The 19,095-nt window shown below is 49.7% G+C and carries 19 protein-coding genes and 1 pseudogene; 6 read left to right on the plus strand and 14 right to left on the minus strand.

Going from position 1 to position 19,095, the window contains the following annotated elements; all coding sequences use genetic code 11:
- Positions 1 to 6 precede the first annotated feature (6 nt).
- The 6 genes and pseudogenes from folM to NQ230_RS23075 all read left to right on the plus strand — a co-directional run bounded on the left by folM (position 7) and on the right by NQ230_RS23075 (position 4,600).
- Positions 7 to 729 (plus strand): dihydromonapterin reductase, encoded by a 723-nt coding sequence (gene folM / locus NQ230_RS13015; protein ID WP_061715397.1) that lies wholly within the window; start codon positions 7 to 9, stop codon positions 727 to 729.
- Positions 730 to 839: 110 nt separating this feature from the next.
- Positions 840 to 1,556: a two-component system response regulator RstA gene (gene rstA, locus NQ230_RS13020; protein ID WP_021241154.1), complete on the plus strand. Its 717-nt coding sequence runs from the start codon at positions 840 to 842 to the stop codon at positions 1,554 to 1,556.
- 252 nt (positions 1,557 to 1,808) lie between these two features.
- Positions 1,809 to 2,069 carry a hypothetical protein gene (locus tag NQ230_RS13025; protein WP_257257921.1) on the plus strand — a complete coding sequence of 87 codons (261 nt, stop codon included), beginning with the start codon at positions 1,809 to 1,811 and terminating at the stop codon, positions 2,067 to 2,069.
- 451 nt (positions 2,070 to 2,520) lie between these two features.
- The gene (locus NQ230_RS13030; RefSeq protein ID WP_257257922.1) at positions 2,521 to 2,976 is read left to right on the plus strand and encodes a hypothetical protein; all 456 of its coding nucleotides are present in this window, start codon (positions 2,521 to 2,523) and stop codon (positions 2,974 to 2,976) included.
- A gap of 89 nt (positions 2,977 to 3,065) precedes the next feature.
- A pseudogene (locus tag NQ230_RS13035) lies at positions 3,066 to 3,735 on the plus strand (SOS response-associated peptidase).
- A 73-nt stretch (positions 3,736 to 3,808) separates the two neighbouring features.
- Complete coding sequence (locus tag NQ230_RS23075) at positions 3,809 to 4,600, plus strand: STM1630 family protein (protein ID WP_503467199.1); 792 nt, start codon at positions 3,809 to 3,811, stop codon at positions 4,598 to 4,600.
- Positions 4,601 to 4,633: 33 nt separating this feature from the next.
- Here NQ230_RS23075 and NQ230_RS13045 read toward each other — a convergent pair whose 3' ends face one another.
- The 14 genes from NQ230_RS13045 to NQ230_RS13110 all read right to left on the minus strand — a co-directional run bounded on the left by NQ230_RS13045 (position 4,634) and on the right by NQ230_RS13110 (position 19,058).
- Positions 4,634 to 5,902, minus strand: coding sequence for a Y-family DNA polymerase (locus tag NQ230_RS13045; RefSeq protein WP_257257924.1), 1,269 nt, complete (start codon positions 5,900 to 5,902; stop codon positions 4,634 to 4,636).
- A gap of 2 nt (positions 5,903 to 5,904) precedes the next feature.
- Complete coding sequence (locus NQ230_RS13050) at positions 5,905 to 6,324, minus strand: translesion error-prone DNA polymerase V autoproteolytic subunit (protein WP_232948424.1); 420 nt, start codon at positions 6,322 to 6,324, stop codon at positions 5,905 to 5,907.
- A 219-nt stretch (positions 6,325 to 6,543) separates the two neighbouring features.
- Positions 6,544 to 7,743 carry a tail fiber domain-containing protein gene (locus tag NQ230_RS13055; protein WP_257257925.1) on the minus strand — a complete coding sequence of 400 codons (1,200 nt, stop codon included), beginning with the start codon at positions 7,741 to 7,743 and terminating at the stop codon, positions 6,544 to 6,546.
- 56 nt (positions 7,744 to 7,799) lie between these two features.
- Positions 7,800 to 8,039, minus strand: coding sequence for a phage exclusion lipoprotein Cor (cor, locus tag NQ230_RS13060; RefSeq protein ID WP_257257926.1), 240 nt, complete (start codon positions 8,037 to 8,039; stop codon positions 7,800 to 7,802).
- Positions 8,040 to 8,147: 108 nt separating this feature from the next.
- Entirely contained in the window at positions 8,148 to 8,825 is a 678-nt protein-coding gene (locus NQ230_RS13065; RefSeq protein ID WP_257257927.1) for a hypothetical protein, read from the minus strand.
- A complete protein-coding gene (locus tag NQ230_RS13070) occupies positions 8,825 to 9,127 on the minus strand; it encodes a hypothetical protein (protein WP_257257928.1) in 303 nt (100 codons plus the stop codon). Before NQ230_RS13070 ends, NQ230_RS13065 begins: the two co-directional genes overlap by 1 nt.
- Positions 9,127 to 12,312: a TipJ family phage tail tip protein gene (locus NQ230_RS13075; protein ID WP_257257929.1), complete on the minus strand. Its 3,186-nt coding sequence runs from the start codon at positions 12,310 to 12,312 to the stop codon at positions 9,127 to 9,129. The genes NQ230_RS13070 and NQ230_RS13075 overlap by 1 nt, the downstream gene beginning before the upstream one ends.
- 53 nt (positions 12,313 to 12,365) lie before the next feature.
- Entirely contained in the window at positions 12,366 to 13,100 is a 735-nt protein-coding gene (locus tag NQ230_RS13080) for a YnfC family lipoprotein (protein WP_257257930.1), read from the minus strand.
- A gap of 35 nt (positions 13,101 to 13,135) precedes the next feature.
- Positions 13,136 to 13,726, minus strand: coding sequence for a tail assembly protein (locus NQ230_RS13085; protein WP_257257931.1), 591 nt, complete (start codon positions 13,724 to 13,726; stop codon positions 13,136 to 13,138).
- The gene (locus NQ230_RS13090; protein ID WP_257257932.1) at positions 13,726 to 14,448 is read right to left on the minus strand and encodes a C40 family peptidase; all 723 of its coding nucleotides are present in this window, start codon (positions 14,446 to 14,448) and stop codon (positions 13,726 to 13,728) included. Before NQ230_RS13090 ends, NQ230_RS13085 begins: the two co-directional genes overlap by 1 nt.
- A 1-nt stretch (position 14,449) precedes the next feature.
- Positions 14,450 to 15,205 (minus strand): phage minor tail protein L, encoded by a 756-nt coding sequence (locus NQ230_RS13095; protein ID WP_257257934.1) that lies wholly within the window; start codon positions 15,203 to 15,205, stop codon positions 14,450 to 14,452.
- Positions 15,202 to 15,549: a phage tail protein gene (locus NQ230_RS13100; RefSeq protein ID WP_257257935.1), complete on the minus strand. Its 348-nt coding sequence runs from the start codon at positions 15,547 to 15,549 to the stop codon at positions 15,202 to 15,204. Before NQ230_RS13100 ends, NQ230_RS13095 begins: the two co-directional genes overlap by 4 nt.
- 336 nt (positions 15,550 to 15,885) lie before the next feature.
- Positions 15,886 to 18,798: a phage tail tape measure protein gene (locus tag NQ230_RS13105; RefSeq protein WP_257257936.1), complete on the minus strand. Its 2,913-nt coding sequence runs from the start codon at positions 18,796 to 18,798 to the stop codon at positions 15,886 to 15,888.
- Entirely contained in the window at positions 18,795 to 19,058 is a 264-nt protein-coding gene (locus tag NQ230_RS13110; RefSeq protein ID WP_050437749.1) for a DUF1799 domain-containing protein, read from the minus strand. Before NQ230_RS13110 ends, NQ230_RS13105 begins: the two co-directional genes overlap by 4 nt.
- Positions 19,059 to 19,095: the final 37 nt, after the last annotated feature.

Raw genomic sequence — 19,095 nt, forward strand, 5'->3', positions numbered from 1 at the left:
AATACGATGGGAAATGCACCGCTTCGCCCAATACTGATTACCGGCGGAGGTCGCCGTATCGGCCTCGCCCTCGCCCATCACTTCCTCAACCTTCGCCATCCGGTCATTGTTAGCTACCGTACGGAATACCCGTCGATTGAAGGATTACGTAAAGCCGGTGCTGTCTGCATTCAGGCTGATTTTTCAACCGATGAAGGCATTCTGGCTTTCGCGGAAGAGGTGAAATCCACCACGACGGGGCTGCGCGCCGTGATCCATAACGCCAGCGCATGGCGTGCCGAAAAACCCGGGACGTCACTCAGCGAAACGCTCTCCGCCATGCTGCAGATCCACGTTAATACCCCTTATCTACTCAACCACGCCCTGCAGGATCTGCTGCGCGGTCATGGGCACGCTGCGGGCGACATTATTCACTTTACCGATTATGTGGTGGAGCGCGGAAGCGACAAGCACATCGCCTACGCGGCCAGCAAAGCCGCGCTGGATAACATGACGCGCTCGTTTGCCCGCAAGCTCGCGCCCGAGGTGAAGGTGAACGCCATCGCCCCGGCGATGATTTTGTTTAACGAAAACGATGATGCGGAGTATCGCCAGCAGGCGCTGAATAAGTCGCTCATGAAAATCGCCCCGGGCGAGAAAGAGGTGATCGATCTTGTGGATTACCTGCTCACCAGCTGCTACGTCACCGGCAGAACCTTTGCCGTGGACGGCGGCCGACCGCTGCGCTAGTGAAAGCAAATAACAGACTGAATAGCGCAACCGGCGTTAATTTTGAAAGATTAATGGAAGGTTAAGGTTTCGCAGTGTATGTTGGCTTTTTTCACGAAAACAGACGCTGTATGAATAAGATTGTTTATGTTGAAGACGAACCCGAAGTCGGGCAACTGATCGCCGCCTATCTGGGTAAACATGATATGGACGTCATTGTTGAACCTCGCGGCGATCGTGCCGAAGAGGTGGTCGTCCGTGAAAACCCGGATCTGGTGCTGCTGGATATCATGTTGCCAGGCAAAGACGGTATGACGCTCTGCCGTGACCTGCGCGCCCGCTGGGAGGGACCTATCGTCCTGCTCACCTCACTGGACAGCGATATGAACCACATTTTGTCGCTGGAGATGGGTGCCAATGACTACATTCTGAAAACCACACCGCCTGCCGTCCTGCTTGCACGCCTGCGCCTGCATTTACGCCAGCACGCCAGCATCGAACGCGAAGCGCCCGCGCCGTCTCTGACGCCGCACAAAGCGATGCGCTTCGGTACTCTGTCTATTGACCCCATTAACCGCCAGGTGCTGCTCTCTGGCGAGCTTATCGCCCTCTCCACCGCAGATTTTGACCTGCTGTGGGAGCTGGCAACGCACGCCGGGCAAATCATGGACCGCGACGCGCTGCTGAAAAATCTGCGCGGCGTGAGCTATGACGGAATGGACCGCAGCGTTGACGTGGCGATTTCGCGTCTGCGCAAAAAGCTGCAGGATAACGCTACCGAGCCCTACCGCATTAAAACCGTGCGTAATAAGGGTTACCTGTTTGCCCCGCATGCCTGGGAAACCTGATTCCGTTATCTGGCTAGCATAACGTGCGCGAAATGAAGGCATTACACAGCGATGTCCTTCTTTCGCGCGTTTATTTTTACGTTTGCGCAACAATTAACTTGCTAAGCACGCGAACTATCCCATAATTAAAACTTCATCCATCCTTTCTACAGCCAGCACTGCCCCGGCGACATGCAGACTCTTTTATCACCGTGAAGCTCTCACGATACCTCTCCCATAAAATCTTGAAATGAGGATTTAAGCCCATGAAATATGTATAGCTACAGTCAGGTAGAAGCCATCAAAACCAATCTTGAATGGATTGTTAATCAGGCAGCGCTTAGCTATCCCTCCCCCTCACGCGCCGATCAAAAAGCGATCTTTGATCTCCTTGAACTCATCCAGTCTTACGAAATTCTCCTGGATTTAATTCGCGAATTCGGGGCCGATGTGATTGATATGCACATTGCGGAAGGACTGGCCGTAACGGAAACACTCATCGCCAAGGTAAAAAACAGCGCGAAAGCCATGTAACACGCTTCACAGACATGAAAATATCGACGGGTTTTCATGTATATTCTGCACAAAGCGTTTCTTCGGTGAGATCCAATGAAAAAGCTGTTTGTGCAGTTTTAGTGTGCAGAAAATCCGCAACTCGTTGAAATAGCTTTATTTGTCTTGATATCAGTGAGTTAGCCAGAAACGTTTAACGGACATCTACGGACGTGTACGGTCTTTTTTGTGCCCCTATCGGTGTCCCTTCCTTCAAAATGCCCCCAAATTTGCCCCCATAATTCTGATTCGATTGGCTGATTTGCGAGCACTTTTCCAGTTTTTAAACCTCCTGCTTTACTGCCCCCAACTCCCAACAGCATAATCACCGTGAATGAGTTGTATGACTTAATCGGCGTGCGCTATTTTGTTGATTACTGCTTGTTTGCATGGCATTACTTCACTCCCCTTATGACATTTGAGAAGGACTTCTATGAAACAATTATTCTCTCACCTTCCGGAGGAATTCCTCCATACTCACCTCGGTAAATTCAGATTTGGATCCTTTGACGACATCCCAAAAGACGATGAACCGTTTGTCTACCCTAAGTTCAGCGACATTCGTTTCATTCTACCTCCTGTGTTTGCTCAAGAGGGTGGATGCATCATTTTTGCCGATGGGTTAAAAATTCTGGAAAGCATGGGGGATGAGGCATTTAACATCGACCCAATTCGCTGGCACAAAGTTAAAAGCTACATTGCCAACGGTATTGTCGAGTATCCGGAGATGAGCTCGCCATTCCGAATTATGGATGGTCGGCACAGAACCCTCGCTCTTACTCAACTTTATCCTGGTATAAAAATTCCAGTTATCGTCCCTCACAGCCTTCACAGTGAAGTTATTGAAACAGGAATTTTCAATAAAGCGATCGTTGAACCAATGCTTTAACTGCAGGTAGATAGGCAGGCAATACATTGGTCCCCATTTAGTGTGCTTATCTGTGCCTATACTTTCAGTCTGACAACTGGAGGTGCCCGATGTGTGGACGTTTTGCACAATCCCAAACCCGTGAAGAATATCTGACATACCTGGCCGATGAAGCGGATCGCATACGACCCTGAACCTATTGGCCAGTACAACGTGGCACCAGGCACTAAGGTTTTGCTGCTGAGCGAACGCGACGAGAAACTGCATCTTGATCCTGTTTTCTGGGGTTACGCACCCGGGTGGTGGGGTAAGCCGCCACTGATTAACGCGCGCGTCGAGACGGCGGCCACTAGCAGAATGTTTAAACCACTCTGGCAGCATGGCCGGGCGATATGCTTCGCCGATGGATGGTTCGAGTGGAAAAAAGAAGGCGACATAAAACAACCCTACTTTATCCACCGCGCTGACGGTCAGCCCATTTTTATGGCGGCGATCGGCAGCACGCCGTTCGAGCGTGGAGATGAAGCTGAAGGTTTTCTCATCGTGACGTCCGCAGTTGATAAAGGCTTGGTTGATATCCACGATCGCAGGCCACTAGTTCTGTCACCGGAAGCGGCCCGCGAATGGATGCGGCAGGATGTTGGTGGGACGGAGGCTGAAGTGATAGCCGCCGACGGCGCTGTGCCAGCCGATAAATTCATTTGGCACCCCGTTCTACCCTCAGTAGGCAATCCTCGTAATCAAGGATCTGATTTGATTATGCCAATACACTCTGTCTAGCTTTCAACATTATTTTTACTTTTATTACTCTTGCATAGTATAATTTCGAAAAGGAAATGACAGAGCAGATACTATGTGGAATTATATTAAAAATAACGAAGCAATTACTGTTGCTATACTTAGTGCACTAGCTTACGTCGCCACGTATATCTTCGAGTGTGGATATGCAAATTTTTACGGCATCCCAAAAGAGTTAATATCCATCTCTTTGGGAAATATTATAACAATGTCCCTCACTCTTTTTGTTGTGTCTTACATGTGTTTCATTTTCTGCAGCCTTCCTCTGGTATTAATGACTAGACTGAATAAAAATATATACATATCAACCATATTACCACGTATAATCTCATTTTCCATTTTTGTTACAATCATTCTTTTTTTGAATGGTTCCGCTAATTATATTAATTTAAAGAAAACCATTTATACTATGGTGGCAATTTTCTTTATGGCTTCATTTATGGCTTTCCTCAAGGAGAAGGAGAAGGAGAAGGAGAAGGAGAAGGAGAAGGAGAAGGAGAAGGAGAATGCCATACAAATGAACGAAGCCTCACCTTTCAAAGTAATTGACAGCGCTTTTGCAAATTTATTTATTGCGGGTGCAGCGTCGATGATATTTATTTTAAGCTGCGGGACATATATTGCTAAAACCACCTTACCTTTAGGGAATATTCAGTTAAGTGGTAAGGAATACTCTATCATTCGTGTTTATGGAGAGAATTTTATAGCCATAGAAAAAGAAGACATGAGTAAGGAAACTGCAAAAAGAAATAAAATCTATATATTTAAAGGTGAAGACCTTAAGTCCACCCCAATTATTACCCATGAAGTAAAACCAGCCAAGGAAAATAAAATCAACACTCCTTAGATAAAAACAAGCCACTTTAAATATTTTAAAGTTTCATTTCACACTTATTAAATCTGCGAATCTTGTTGTATACCGCGGCGACAGCATTTCGCGTTTCATCTGCCACTGCTGCTGAATGCCCTGTCCGGCAAAGTAAAGAGTTCCTTTCCCATCTTTCGCATTCAAGTGATCGAGCACCTCCATCAATCTTTCACTACCGGCACGCGGCGCGTTCTCGTCGAACAAGTTGAGCTGGGCCACACCCTGGCTGAAGAAGTCACCCAGCATTATGCCGGCTTTCTGGTACCGGTGACCATCCTTCCAGATTTTGTCTAGGCACTTTACCGCGGCGTTGATAATGTCGCGGGAATCCTGAGTGGGGGTGAGAAGCTTCATGGACGCACTGTTACCGTAATACGGCTCTTTAAGCGCAAAGGGAGAGGTTTTCACGAACGCAGAGATAAAGCGGCAGTACTGATGTTCACCCCGAAGTTTTTCAGCACCACGGGCGGCATAGCTGCAGATAGCCTGGCGCATTTGTTCATACTCAGTAACGCGTTCGCCGAATGACCGACTGCAGACGATTTCCTGCTTAGCTGGTGCAAATTCCTCCAGATCGAGGCATGGCTCTCCGCGTAGCTCCCTAACCGTTCGCTCGAGTACCACGTTAAAGTGTTTACGGATAATCCACGTACTCTGCTCAGAGAGATCCAGAGCTGTTTTGATGCCCATGGCATTCAGCTTCTTGCTTATGCGCCTGCCGACGCCCCACACGTCCTCAACGGGTACCAGGGCAAGGAGTCGGCGCTGGCGATCGATATTGGACAGGTCCACTACCCCGCCCGTTTGCCGCTGCCATTTCTTGGCCGCGTGATTGGCCAGCTTCGCCAGTGTCTTTGTCTGGGCTATCCCAACCCCAACAGTCAGGTGCGTACGCTTCTGAACCGTAGCGCGGATTTCTTTGCCGAAGTCAGTCAGGTCCCGGCAGTTGCGAACGCCAGTCAGGTCGCAAAAAGCTTCATCGATACTGTAAATTTCGACGCGGGGGCTCATTTCTTCGAGCGTTGTCATTACACGGTTCGACATGTCCGCATAAAGCTCGTAGTTACTGCTGAAGCAAACAACGCCAGCACGCCGGAAAAGCTCTCTTTGTTTGAAGAAAGGCTCTCCCATGGTAATTCCAGCGGCCTTGGCCTCGGCGCTTCGTGCGATTACACAGCCATCATTATTTGAGAGAACGACAACCGGGCGCCCTCTCAGGTCAGGCCTGAATACGGTCTCGCATGATGCGTAGAACGAATTCACATCACAGAGCGCAAACATAGTCAGCTCGCCGATTTGACGATGAAAGTAACAACGCCGAAAACGTCCAGCGTATCTTCGTTGCCTACAACAATCGGACTGTAGGCGCTGTTCATAGGATTGAGCTGCACTGTCGGTCGAAGCTGCAGGCGTTTAACAGTGAATTCCCCTTCTACTGCGGCGATGACAATGTCACCGTGCTCAGCCGTGCGCGAACTGTCCACCACCAGCAGATCGCCGTCACTGATCCCGGCTTCAATCATCGAGTCGCCTGCAGCTTTAACGAAATACGTTGAGCTCGGATGAGCGACAAGTAACTCATTGAGATCGATACGCTGTTCAACGTAATCAGCTGCGGGACTTGGGAAACCACACTGAACTAAGTCACTGAAAAGCGGGAGAGCGATAATTTCTCGCAGTTCTGTTGGCCTGATGAATTCCATTGCACACACCTCAAATACTGTTTTTGTATACAGTAGTTTTATTTGTAAGTGTCCGCAAGATACAGGCCCTACCGTCACTGCTTAAAGCTTCGCCGTTTCGTTTCTAAGTTTCTCTCTCGTTTCGAATTATGGCTTTTGTAAATTTTTCGATAATGGCTCTGTTTGAGCCGAATCAAATCGTGCAGAGCTAGTACTCGCAGACAATGATTAGTGATTTTTTTAGTTTCCTGATTGCAAACTTTCTACCTTATGATTCAACTCCTTGATTGCCTGAAGGCATAGCGCGATGACGCCAGAATATTCCACTGTGTAGCTGCGCTTACTGTCATCTCGCTTTCTTGTCAGCTGTCTGGTGTTTGTCACCTCACCAGCCTCATTTACCTCTTCAACAGACTCATACTGATCATGATCTTCAAATACCGATCCAACAGCCTCCGGCAGAACTTTGATGAGTTCCTGGGCAATCACCCCAGCCGATGGAAGGCCGCTGTCCTTCCAGTTGAATGTCACTCCACTTAAGCACATAACTTTGTCGAGTGCGTTCTCGATGGCTTTGACATCGTCTTTTTTATCCGCATCCGAAGTCTGAGTCAGTGATGCGCAGGTGATATTTCCAGGGGTAATAAATCTATCTCCCCGCATTGCGAAATATTTTTCTGTGCCGGGTTTGGCTGCCTGGGTTGTGACAAATACCAGATCACCATAATTTTCGCAGAAGGAGTAGGACATACTATCCAGAGAGCCCGGATACTTGAACGCAAACACTCCGAAACTGCTGGACTGAGTAATGACATTTATTGAACCAGTGGCATTTAAAGCAGATGAAATCGTGCCTCCTGATTTTCCGTTCACCGTACCCAGCCGTGAATCATCCCCGGCAGCCACCGTTCCCGCTGCTGTTCCAACGCCCCTCGTAGCACTGTCTCCCAAACCGAGGTTTGTGCGAGCGCCTGATGCGGTTGTCGATCCGGTACCGCCCTGATTAACAGGTACGGCCCCGCCGCTCTTAGTCGCCATATTGTTAGACAGATATTTCCATGATGGGCCGGTGAAGGTGGTGCCGTCAGGCAGCTTTACCGTGATGTTTCCGGCAGCACTGAAAACCTGCTGCCAGTTCTGTTTGTCGTAATTCAGTCCACGCAGAGCTTCAGCACTTTGCGCCACCAGCGCGGCAGTGACCATGTTCAGCGCCACACGGGGCACCGCTGACCAGGCTGCGCCCGATTGCGTGGGCCCAGTAAAGTTGCTGACCAGCATCAGCTGGGTATTGCTCTCGACTGATTTCACCGGCAGCGTATAAGGTACACCGCCCACAGTAGAGACAATGAAGTCACCTGCGGTGAGTTCTGTTGCGAATGAGGTTCCGGAACCGCCAACAATGGCGGACCCGTTTGTCAGGGTGATGGTACCTGCCGACATAAAGGACTCCTGAATTCAGATAATAAAAAACCCGCCGGAGCGGGTTTTCGTGTTGTTCATTTTGAACAGGTCGACCTGGTAAAGTTGTTTTTACTTATCCACCCCCAGCTGAAGGGATATCCAGCTTTGTATTCAACCTGGCTTGCTACTTGTCGCACACCATATATCTGTACGGTTTGTTCCTGCCCACCTAAAAGGGTTACAGCCTCACACACAGGAAGCTGCTTCTCAAAAATGTTTGCTGAGCAAGCAGAAAGAAGACAGACAATTAGCAAACTGCCGAGTATTTTTTTCATTTTTTATCCCTGAGGTAATTCGTACTTTGAAACTTAACCTGACGGGAAAATTAATGAAAATAGATTGAACAGATCAATATCGATTAATTGATCGTTTAAAACGATCAATTAATCAAATGCAGCCGTGTTGATTGCCGTCAAAGCTATTCCAGTCGTTGTCCCACCCGCAGCAGAGCCGGTTGCCGTAGTCGAGGGCGCGGCATTAATCCTGCTTGATGAACCATTAAACCGACATCCTGAGTAGGCTGTGATATTCACAATAGTGGGTGGTTTAGTGTTATTGTTCTGAATGATCTGGGAACCAAGAATAGCGGGAGCCACCGCATAACTTCCTGGCAAAGTGACGTCAATATTAATTCCACCTGTTGCAGCTCCTGGTGTCCCAACAGTCACGAGATCACTCAATATCCGACTCTCGTTTGTCAGGACCAGCTTTCCGGAAGCATCCCAGATAGCAAATCCCCATTTTGGCAATGTCTGTGGGAAAATGGCAAATATGTAAGCCGTTAAGGTATGTGCCTGTCCATAAGCATTGCTTGACCCAACAAGAATATTTCCCCCTGATCTTGCGGCAGTAACTACCGTGGGCTGAGCAGTATCACTCGTTTTGCAAAAAACCATCGCCGGATATGAAACGTCCAGAGCTATTGTTGCAGATGCACCGTGATATGCCCCGCTTGCTACTGAGTTAACCACTACCCTCCTGTAGAGACAAAATGGCGTGGACTGAGGCGTAATAAAGGGATTTCCATTATCCAGAGCTATCAGTGCGCCATAATCTGCCATTATGCTTTCTCCACAAAAACTACGAGCTCACATTCAGAGGCTGGATAGTTTCCAATCCCTGCGCTGTTTGCTGCTCCAAGAGTTATCGTATTTCCGCTGGCGACGATACTGCGCCCTACCGAGACCGCCCCCTTATCCAGAGAAACGACAAACCCGACCTTCATTCCTGCCGGAATGGTAAACGACCAGCTTCCAGAGTTTTGCCCCTCAGAAAGTTGAATACGTCCGACCACTGAAACTGGCTTAATACCATAATTGTTCGGATTGCCATTGGCATCCCATGTCTGAATGCCCCACGTCATTAAAATACTCCTGTAAGTTTACCAATCTGTACGCGGAGGACACCGTTCGCATCCCTGATGCTGTCAGTAACGTTCGTGGTCTTTCTTGCGCCCTGCCCATCGCTGCCGTAGTTTTCCCAGGTACCGCCTTTGTCCAGTTTCCACCCGGACTGCCCTGGGACGTAATTGTTGGACTGGATGAAGTTGCCGATTTTGGCATTGGTGATCGTGCCATCCTGAATAAACGCTGAGCTCATAAAGACCTGACCATTAACCACCGCGAACGGTGAATACTGGGTATCACCACTGCCACTCATCAATACAAACTGATTAGCGTTGAACCCAATACGGGTAACTACTGGTTTCCCGGCCTCAGCAAGCACAGCAATCGACATCCCGGCGTTGTACATCACCCCGTTTATCCTCACGCCTGTTTTGAGGGTGTAGATTGCCGAAGCACCGGAGGCATCGACGACGGCTGTGAGCTTGTCTTCCAGGGAAGCGGTGACGTTGTCGATCTGCGCCTGCACCTGTGTCGACATTTCGGCCATTGCCCTATCCACCTCAGCAATAGTCGTTTTCACAACCAGGATATCGGCACGTACCTCTCCGTATTGCGCCCATTGATGTTCAACTGTTCCGTGGTTAGCCAGCGCGTTCTGCATTGCGGCTTCAAGATTGGTATCAATATCGCTGGTCAGGCGGTCGCCGTCGGCCGAGGTAAGGAAATCGTCTGCTATTTCACCCAGATAATCATCAGCATTATCGTTAGACATCCCCCTGATCCAGTCGGTGTACCCGGACTCGTTGCCCGTTCTGTCAACCAGCTGTGCGCGATACCAGAATTCCTGCCCGGCTTTCAGCCCGAGCTGGGTATATTCAGCAGATGGATAAGGTACGTCCGATAGCAGCAACGGATCGGAAAAGTCGCTGTTGGCCGTGTACTGGAGTTCTGTTTTGAGGGTATCGCCGGTGTTTCCCGGGAACCCCCAGTTCAGACGAATACCCCAGTTAATTCCCGTAGCCATAAAGCCCACTGGCTTGGGCGGATTGCCCACTTTGCCGGTCAACGTCTTCTCTTCCGAAAATCCCCACCCGGATGAAATTTCCGCTGCATTGATAGCACGCACGCGCACCAGGTACCGTCCGGCGTAGATGCCGGAAACGTCAAAGGAAGCGGTGGAGCTACGAGGCACGTTAACCCAGTTCCCGTCGTTGCGGCGCCACTGCGCCTCATAAGCGATGGCATTTTGTGCCTGGTCCCAGCTCACTCGCATGGTTTCGACGCTGATATTCTGCTGAACCACCGAAAACGAGCTGATCGCGATGTTGGCTGGCGGCGACTGATTACCTGGAGGGATGACACTTACCGGCCGCTGATCAATGATGGCACCCGTATCGATTCGGGCATATTTATCCGGATCGTGATTTGCCCCCGTGATGGTATATGTCCCGTCATTGTTATCGGTGACACTAATTACCCTGTACTGCTGCGCATAGAGTTCATCAGATTCAATAACCCATACAGCCTCAGCCTGCGGAAGTTCACTAAAGGCGGTTGTCACGGTAATCATTTCACCTGACAGGGACTGAATCGTCCGGAATTGGGTAATACCCGACGGCAGGTTTACCATTATCCTGTCACCGGCCTTAGCACTTGGTACCCGGTCAAGTTTGAGTACACGGCCATTAACCGCGGATAATCGACCACCTAAATCTCGGCCAGAGAGATTTCGGTCAGCGACAGCAATTATGTAGCCAGGCTGAGGGATATTGCCGTCCAGACCAACCTCAAACGTTACAATCCTATCTTTATTGTTGGTCAGGATCCCCCAGCGCCCTTTTCTGTTAGCCTCAGACTGCCGGGTGCAACCGATGGCGGTGATCTCAAGCTGGTTGAAACCATAGCGCGCCACCAAAGCCTGCTCGAAGACGGGCTCCATTGCATCAGCATACCCATTTGCCGGATCAGACCAGGATACAAGAGCGTTTGTATAGCGACTTTTGGTTGTGCTGCTGGAATATACGAATTTGCCGTCGACAACGTTAGCATGCGTGTAGGTAAAATCGACATCTCTGGGCATGTCTGCAAGGGCAACAATCTGGTCGTCTCCCCAGTAGGTCATGCCTCGAAAAATGGCGGCGAAGTCACGCAGGACGGTGTAAGCGTCATTCCGATCCTGAATGTATACGTTGCAGGTGTAACGAGGTTCAGTTCCGCTACCCCCCTTACCATCCGGTACCGGTTGATCACAATATTGAGCGACCTGATAAAGCGTCCATTTGTCGATATTGGCTGCCGTTAGCCGATTACCAAGGCCGAAGCGGTCAGTGACCACCAGATCGTAAAATATCCACGCAGGGTTATCCGTCCATGCCCACTTAAATGCGCCCGTCCAGGTGCCGCTGTACGTTCGTGTTTCGGGGTCATAGTTATCGGGCACACGAATAACTCGCCCGCGAGGCTCGCAGGAAATTTGCGGTATTGAGCCATTGAACTGGCTCGAATCAAATTCGATGTACAGTAGCGCGGTGTTCGGATAGCGCAGTTTGGCGTCGATTACTTCTGTGAAGCTTTGCAGCGTCATCGTGTCGCCAATCTTCGCGCTATTTGCGTCAGCTGTAATCTTGCGCAGCCTGATGGTCCAGGTGCTGCCCGCCTGAGGTAAATCAATACGGTGGCTGCGTTCATAACCAGAGGTAGTTTTCCCGGTCACGCTGGTATTTAGCACCGTCTGCCAGGTACCGCCATCTGTCTGCAGGTCAATTGCGTAGTTGACCGAATAGCCAACCAGATCGCCATCGTCCTCCTGTTTGAAGAGAGAAGCCCATTTTAGACGCAGGCGAACAGCTGAAAGCTGCGTATTGGTGAACGTGCGCGTCCACGCTGTAGAGCTGGAAACTTCGGTACCTACATTGATTTCGTTTTCAGTACCTGGGATCCCTTGAATGTATTTTTGCGCCTGAGTTCCAGAACGAAACTCCCAAGCCACACCGCTGAAGTTCTGTGAACCATCTGAGTTCTCAAGTGCGGTGCCATCGAGATAAATATCGCGCGCAGTGAGGCCACCAGCAAACTCCCCCTCTCCCAGCGCGAGAAGGATTTTGGCCTTGGCTACTGACTGCAGATCGTCTGGCTGTTCTGTAGGAGTTCTTGAGCTTGAACTGCCGCCCTTGCGGCCTTTAATAGCGGTTGCTATAGCCATATTGCGCCCATAAAAAAAGCCACCCGGAGGTGGCTGATTGAAATGTGTTTAATCTAGTAGAATTCAACTTTCGTATTCGCTGTCATTAGTACTGGCTTCGGCACAGGATTCCCTGCGCTCTGCACTGTTACTTTACATATTTCAGGAACAAGCTTTTCGCTATAATGACAAGTATTCGTTGCTGTATAACCTTCCGAGTAAACTGATGTGTTTATAATTTTATAATCAAGAGGCTTCCTGTCTTTATCAACATAAGATATTTCGTTTTTAGAGAGGACCTTTCCAGAACCATAAAACTCAGAACGTATCAAATTAGAATTATCATCATAAAAATGCTCAGATATTTTCTTACCCAAATAATAAGTATCTTTAATTAAGCCATTCGAGTAAAGACTATATCGTAACTCGTCACCATTTTCATTTTTAGTCAAAATATTACATTTTTCATCGAGCTGTATTAAGAAAGGCTTACCATCTCTTTGGCCAACAAGACTTCCATTGCTATTTTTTAAATTTGTTTCATGACCAGACGAAACGTTATCAAGATCTAAGCTTTCGACACAACCATTCTTAGCTAGTCTGATGGCGATTTTATAAGTGACCTTACCATTTTCTTCAACATCAGTATCTAATGATTTGACAGCTCCTTTAACTGGATTGAAATCAAACATAGTAGATAAATTATAGAGGAGAGGTATGTAATGGTTATCAGCTAAAGCCATGCCTGAAAATAAGGAAGTACAAAGGAAAAGAGTAGATATTTTTTTCATTTTTGAATCTAAGCTCAAGTTACCCCATATTAAGTAAGCCCATTACAGCATGCTTACTGCTGATCTTCAACATAGATACCGGCGGAGATGATCGCGCCACCTATACGGCGCCGTCCGTACAAGAGCGGTACCGGATTGCCCTGAGCTGTCGTATTTGTTACTCCACCAAAGGCATAACTAGCCTTGTTGTCTGCCGATTGCTTGCTGGCAAGTCCGGTTGTCTGTGGAGAAAGCATTTGAACGACACCGCCAAGGGCCATCGCAGCGCCAAATTGCATTAGAGGAACACCGACAGCACCACCGCCAAAGTATGACGCCACAGCACCAACTGCGACCAAAGCCACGCCTAAGATGGTCTGGAATACTCCACCACGTTTACTCCCGAGGATAACCGGCGCAATACGGATATCAGCACTACTCTGATCCATAGAGAGTTCGTCATCGTTCAGGTTACGCTTTCCACTGAATACAGCGTAAGTAAGCCCACGCTGCTTGCTGGTATTCAAAAACCGCTCGAAGCCTGGCACGATAACGCACAATGCGCGGATGGCTTCTTTTGGTGATGCTACAGAAAGTTGGAATTCGCGGCCAAACGTAGTACCCAAAACACCATATAGGCGAACAGTACGGACGGATTCGTACATTATCCCTCCTGCATGATTAGGCTTTTATGCCTGACAATTTTCATTGTTCTCTCCATCCAGTACCCTCCATATGGCACACGTTGACTGAGGTGACCATAAAGATGATGGAGAAGCATGTTCCCCTCCAGCAAGATCCCTGAATGGTTCCACTTATTCGATTCCACCTGCATGATGATCAAATCGCCCGGCATTGGCGATCCATTGAATTCGCGGAACCCACATTCGTACCAGCAATCCTGATAGAAATTATCCGGATAGGAGTCCTCCCACCACGGATAATCAACACGGTAATCCTTAAGTTCAACATCCTGCTCCTGCCGGAAATAGCTCATTACCAGCCCCCAACAGTCGTAGTGTCCGAGCACAAACGGGCGCCCGAGCAGCGGCAATTCTCCGCGGGGAGTAATGGTACGAAAGTCTCCTTCCGGCCAACTGACAATATGCCAGGGCAGCAACGTTGCATCGCATTGAGCCTTGTCCAGTTCACTTGGTTGGGTCGTCGCATCAGGGTGACTATGTACGATTCCCGTTATCGTCCCCCAGTCTTCAGCAGCAGCGTAATCCTCTGGCGCAAGATGAAACTGTTCAGTTGGTTCGACAGCCAGATTACGGCATGGGAAATAGCGTTCCACCCGGCTTTTCTGCGCTATCACGCCGCAGCATTCGTGGGGATAGTCTTTCGCAGCATGCGCCAGGATGTCCTGAATTGTTTTCTGACGCATGTTAACTCCTGATCAAAGATGTTCCTGGAAAACCACCGAAAGGAAGTTCATCGTGTTCACCAAACCGAAGCTTGCAGGCGGTGAGCGTGCCGTTGCATTCATCCAATGAGGGATCGCTTACCGGATTGTTGTTTCTGTCGAAGTAAAGCGTGCCGGCATAATCGCACCCATCGCCGGTGCGGTACCTATTCCGGATGCACCATGTGCAAAGGGAATGCAGCTGTCTGGTCGGAATCATCAATCCCTGCAGATCCATCGGGCTGGTAAGAACAAACTCGATACTTTCACCGGGAAGCTCGCTATTTTTACCGTCGATATAGAAAACCCGCTTCCTCACCTGCAAGGGATCTGCTGTTGGATTTCCATCCGGGAAATTACGCGCATCCAGGTAATGCGCAAAAGTGTCATGAATCGTAACTTTGGCCTGCAGCATATCGTCATAGGCCAGACAGAGCGCAGTGATAGAGCTGTCAATGTTGGCAACGGTGAGCCTCGGCTGGGCGCTACTGCCATCGGTTGACGCTTCCAGTCCCTCGAGTTTATATGGCCAGGCACCATACTCTTCGCCCTGCCACCAGATACTCTTCGCCTTTAACTTTGATTCGTCGCCACCAGCAGCCGCAATCTCTTCTTCAGTATGCGGGAGGTTATAAGCGTGAAAGCGCAGAACGTCGTCAAGACCAAACGCAGAACCGTCTACCTCAAGAAGACGTATTTTTTCACCCGGTTCGAGGCGTTGATAATCTTCAGTAATCATGGTGTGTATGCCTGTTTGAAGGTTGCTTTTATGGTTATCACTTTGCTGGATAGCGGCTGGGCTTTAATGGAATCAGCTTCAATCCGGTATAAACCGGTTTCGCCAACAGGAGACGTCCAGATAAAGGATTTTGTGATGTGCTTGCGGCAAAAACTCAGCGCATCGAGCATCTCAGCTTTTTTTCCCGTTAAGGTCATCGGCCATGACTGTTTTTCAGGGTTGATGCCTTCACCGGCGATCTGTTCAAAGCCGTCTCCGAAAGATGCAGAGCGTGTTGCGTAAGTGAACTCCCCTTCCATTCCCGCCTGAATCTGGGTTCGCCAGGTAAATGTTTCGATCGTCACTTTTCCTCCGGGCATAAAAAAACCCGCCGAACCGGGTATAATTCGATTATTCGCTGAAAGAAATTTCATCTCCAATTGTCGATTCATTACGTATATTTGAATGGCTATTACACAATTTCACTACACAGCGAGTTCTCATGAAAACACTACTAATCGCAGCTCTTTCTTTAGCGCTTGTGGCGCCCTCGATCACTTATGCAAAAGGTTCTCGTGGTCATTACACCAACGGGAAAGGCTCCTCACACAAGGGTGGGACATATACAACACACAAGTATCTGCCCCGTAAATAATTAATCTTGTGATAGCAGGCTCAAACAAGGGACTGCTATCAGTTTATCAACGGCTTTTCATAGCGTTCCAAATCAACCTTCCGGGTTGCAACTCTTTAGCAATTCCAGCACGAACAGACTGATCGATGGTCTGTTTATAAGCCCGAGAAATAGCATCGTTATTGCCGGAAGGCTGCTGCTGAGTGTTCTGGTTATGAACGATCACGGACGTTTGAACGGTTACGCCGCCAGTTGCCGAAGATTGCAGCCCATACATCGGGGCGCGGCCAACATAACCGCCGTTTGCATACCCCTGAGCTCCACGCATAAGCGCATACAGATTGCCGACACCCAGTGCACGGGTCGCTTCCTTCGTAAACACAAACTCACCGCCGTGTACAACGCCTTTCGGTTGGTATTTACCGCCATCTCCCGTGTAGCCGCCTCCATCAAAACCGGGGACCAAACCACCACCTGAGAAACCAAAGAACGCGCCGATACCGGTTCCACCAAACGCTGACTTCATTCCATTAACCAGAGCCAGTTGGGTCAGCATCTGGGCGATGCCCTTGAGGAAAGTGGAAAGAAAATCTGAGAAGTTAGATTTACCTGTTGTGAAGAAATCAGTCAGGGTGCTGGCCATCCCGGTGAACGCGTTACTAGTAACCGTCTGCACCTGCGAGTACACATTGGTCGCGCTGTCTTCGAAATCAGCCCATCCCTTTTTCGCGCCGGTCAGCCAGTCACCGCGTAGCTGATCCTCAGCATTATAGTAATCGTTAGCTGCCTTAAGCTGTTTCTGGTATCCCTCTTCATCCAGCGAACCACCAGTATTTTTCCAGCCGGCGGCGAGCTGACTTTTTGCCAGCTCTCGCTGCGCCTGGCGGTCACCCATCCCCGCGCCACCCAGTAATGCGGCCTGTTTCTCAGCCATCTGCGTGACGTATTTCTGCGAGGTATCCATGCGCTTGTTCAGCAGTTCCTGCGCGGAAATCTGATCACCCAACAGGGCTTTCTGCCGCACTAACTGTAGCACCTGGTCTTTACTCGCGAGCAGAGATTGCTCCTGCTTTGTCAGAGAGCGAGATCGGGAGGCCTCTTCCAGCACCTGAAATTTCGCTTCCGTAGTCCAAAGGTCTTTGCGCTGTTGGCTGATATTGTCGTTCAGCCCTTTATGCTGCTGCAGCGCGCGTAACTGTGCCTGAAGCGCCAGTAGCTCGGCCTGGGCAGCATCCGTGCTGCGATCGCCAGCCGATAAAGTGCCCTGCTTTCCGGTTTTCGTCTTTTTACCAAAAGCAGCAACCTCTTCCCGATCCTTCTTGGTGGTTGCAGTACTTATCTTTCTGGTCGTATCGAGGTATTTACCTGCACTGATATCAGCGGCATCCCAGTCTTTTTTCAACTGAGAGACACTGTCGCCATAAGCGCTGGCCATTTGTTCGTTATAGTCCTGCCATCCCTGCAAAGTATCCGTTTTCGCCCAGTCAGGAATGAGATTAATCGCAGCCGCAATAGAGGAAGAAATGATCTGGTTCAGCTTCTGGAAAACGATCGCTACGCTGTAATAAATTGCGTTGAATTCCTTCAGTGTGTTTGATGCCAGCTCTGCTACCCACTGACCGATATTCTGCATGGCCTCAGATGCCCAGTCTTTGATATCCAGCCACAGGCGACCAAACGGTGTCAGCGAGTCATAAGCCTGCTCTCCGCGCTCAGCCATTGTGTCGCCAAACAAATCCATGGCCTGTGTAACTGCAGCAGTCTGGTCCTTCTGCTTCACCAGCTCATCAATGTGCTTAAGCTGCGAAACAGTCAGGAAGTTGTATTGTTCGTTTAGACTCTGAAGGGCTTTAACGGGGTCTTTTTCGATGTCCTTATAGGCTTTGGTGATGTCCTGCGCCGACACAATACCGGTCTGAACCGCCAACGCCGTAGAGCCCGCCGCTTTTTCGAGCTGCTGCTGTGTGAGCGAACCCATGCTAATTAGTTCAGTCATCAGACTCTGAACGGTTTCTACAGTAGCGCCAGTAGAGGCAGCAATCGACTGAGAGGAAGCCATAACCTGGAGCGCTGAAGTGCTGGCAATGTTGCCTGTCCTGATAATGGCCTTATTAATATCGTCGTAGGCTGTGAAGTAGTCTGCTCCCGCTTTTGCAGCAATCAGAACAGCACCGGCCAGGCCACCAATGGCCACTCGGGCAGGAGTCACCATCGACAACATCGCTTTCAGAGCATTGCCTACACCGCCAAACGAATCGCGCAGCTGGCCGCCCTGCTGAATGGCTACCATATAAACCGGCATACCAGACGCCAATGAAGTTACGATGTCGGTCATTTGCATTGGTAGATAACGCATCGCGTTGCGGTATTGCCCCGCGCTGATCGCTCCTGACTTCCACGCTTCCTCCTGCTCTTTCAGTCGGGCGATCATGGGTGCAGCACGATCGGACACGCCAAGTTGGGCTGCTTTTAGCTCTAACAGTTCTGCGCGCGTTTTTCCGATTGCTGTAACCTGCTCTTCCAGCGAATCGATAAAGGTCTTGCCCGCCGAAGCTGCACGCTGCACTGCCTGTGCCTGTTCAATGCGAGCCCGCCCCTCTGCGGTCTCAGACTCCATGACCTGCGCCAGTTTAGCTCGGGTCGTCTCAAGCACGCTGTTGTAGCGAGTAAAGTCTTCATCCCCTACCAGCCCTTTACCGCGAAACTTCGCCAGGCTCTCCTGGATCGTGTCCAGTTCATCCAGCGCCTTGTTTACCGGGCTAATTTTATTCAGCAGGTTCTGCAGCTCCTGGCGCTGTTGCTTCAGGCTTTCACTGTTTTTCTTCTGGTTATCGATACCGGTACGGAACGTACTGTTCAGGTCATCAGCTTTACCTGCCGCGGCGGACGCGGTCTCCTGAAAGCGATCCAATGCCTGATTACCGCGCTCCAGCTCACTGGTATTTACACGCAGGGAAATCGTGGCGATATCGTTACTCATTCCGCCCTCTCTTTATGCATAATTTTTAGCGCAGCACTTTCCATCACCCGGATGTCCGAAAGCGCGGTTGCCTCGTCGTCGACGTTGTGCAAACGCATCACCCAGGGCAAAACGTTATAGTCGAGCCCGGACGCGCCCCCCATTCCCGTTCGCCATTGCGTACTGACAGTCTGAAACACCAGGAATGAAGTCCATACATCTGGCCAGACGTCGATGTAATGATCGTCGTAATCATCCGGCGTAAGCCCGTATGGTGCCAGGTCTGCCGCTGTGGGTTCAGGCGTATAGAACGCAGAG

The sequence above is a fragment of the Enterobacter asburiae genome (assembly GCF_024599655.1).
GTDB classification, from domain to species: Bacteria; Pseudomonadota; Gammaproteobacteria; order Enterobacterales; family Enterobacteriaceae; genus Enterobacter; species Enterobacter asburiae_D.

Excerpts from the sequence above, each read along its gene's own strand:
- folM (WP_061715397.1), top strand. The coding sequence starts at position 7 with ATGGGAAATGCACCGCTTCGCCCAATACTGATTACCGGCGGAGGTCGC.
- rstA (WP_021241154.1), top strand. The coding sequence starts at position 840 with ATGAATAAGATTGTTTATGTTGAAGACGAACCCGAAGTCGGGCAACTG.
- NQ230_RS13025 (WP_257257921.1), top strand. The coding sequence starts at position 1,809 with ATGTATAGCTACAGTCAGGTAGAAGCCATCAAAACCAATCTTGAATGG.
- NQ230_RS13030 (WP_257257922.1), top strand. The coding sequence starts at position 2,521 with ATGAAACAATTATTCTCTCACCTTCCGGAGGAATTCCTCCATACTCAC.
- NQ230_RS23075 (WP_503467199.1), top strand. The coding sequence starts at position 3,809 with ATGTGGAATTATATTAAAAATAACGAAGCAATTACTGTTGCTATACTT.
- NQ230_RS13045 (WP_257257924.1), bottom strand. The coding sequence starts at position 5,902 with ATGTTTGCGCTCTGTGATGTGAATTCGTTCTACGCATCATGCGAGACC.
- NQ230_RS13050 (WP_232948424.1), bottom strand. The coding sequence starts at position 6,324 with ATGGAATTCATCAGGCCAACAGAACTGCGAGAAATTATCGCTCTCCCG.
- NQ230_RS13055 (WP_257257925.1), bottom strand. The coding sequence starts at position 7,743 with ATGTCGGCAGGTACCATCACCCTGACAAACGGGTCCGCCATTGTTGGC.
- cor (WP_257257926.1), bottom strand. The coding sequence starts at position 8,039 with ATGAAAAAAATACTCGGCAGTTTGCTAATTGTCTGTCTTCTTTCTGCT.
- NQ230_RS13065 (WP_257257927.1), bottom strand. The coding sequence starts at position 8,825 with ATGGCAGATTATGGCGCACTGATAGCTCTGGATAATGGAAATCCCTTT.
- NQ230_RS13070 (WP_257257928.1), bottom strand. The coding sequence starts at position 9,127 with ATGACGTGGGGCATTCAGACATGGGATGCCAATGGCAATCCGAACAAT.
- NQ230_RS13075 (WP_257257929.1), bottom strand. The coding sequence starts at position 12,312 with ATGGCTATAGCAACCGCTATTAAAGGCCGCAAGGGCGGCAGTTCAAGC.
- NQ230_RS13085 (WP_257257931.1), bottom strand. The coding sequence starts at position 13,726 with ATGTACGAATCCGTCCGTACTGTTCGCCTATATGGTGTTTTGGGTACT.
- NQ230_RS13090 (WP_257257932.1), bottom strand. The coding sequence starts at position 14,448 with ATGCGTCAGAAAACAATTCAGGACATCCTGGCGCATGCTGCGAAAGAC.
- NQ230_RS13095 (WP_257257934.1), bottom strand. The coding sequence starts at position 15,205 with ATGATTACTGAAGATTATCAACGCCTCGAACCGGGTGAAAAAATACGT.
- NQ230_RS13105 (WP_257257936.1), bottom strand. The coding sequence starts at position 18,798 with ATGAGTAACGATATCGCCACGATTTCCCTGCGTGTAAATACCAGTGAG.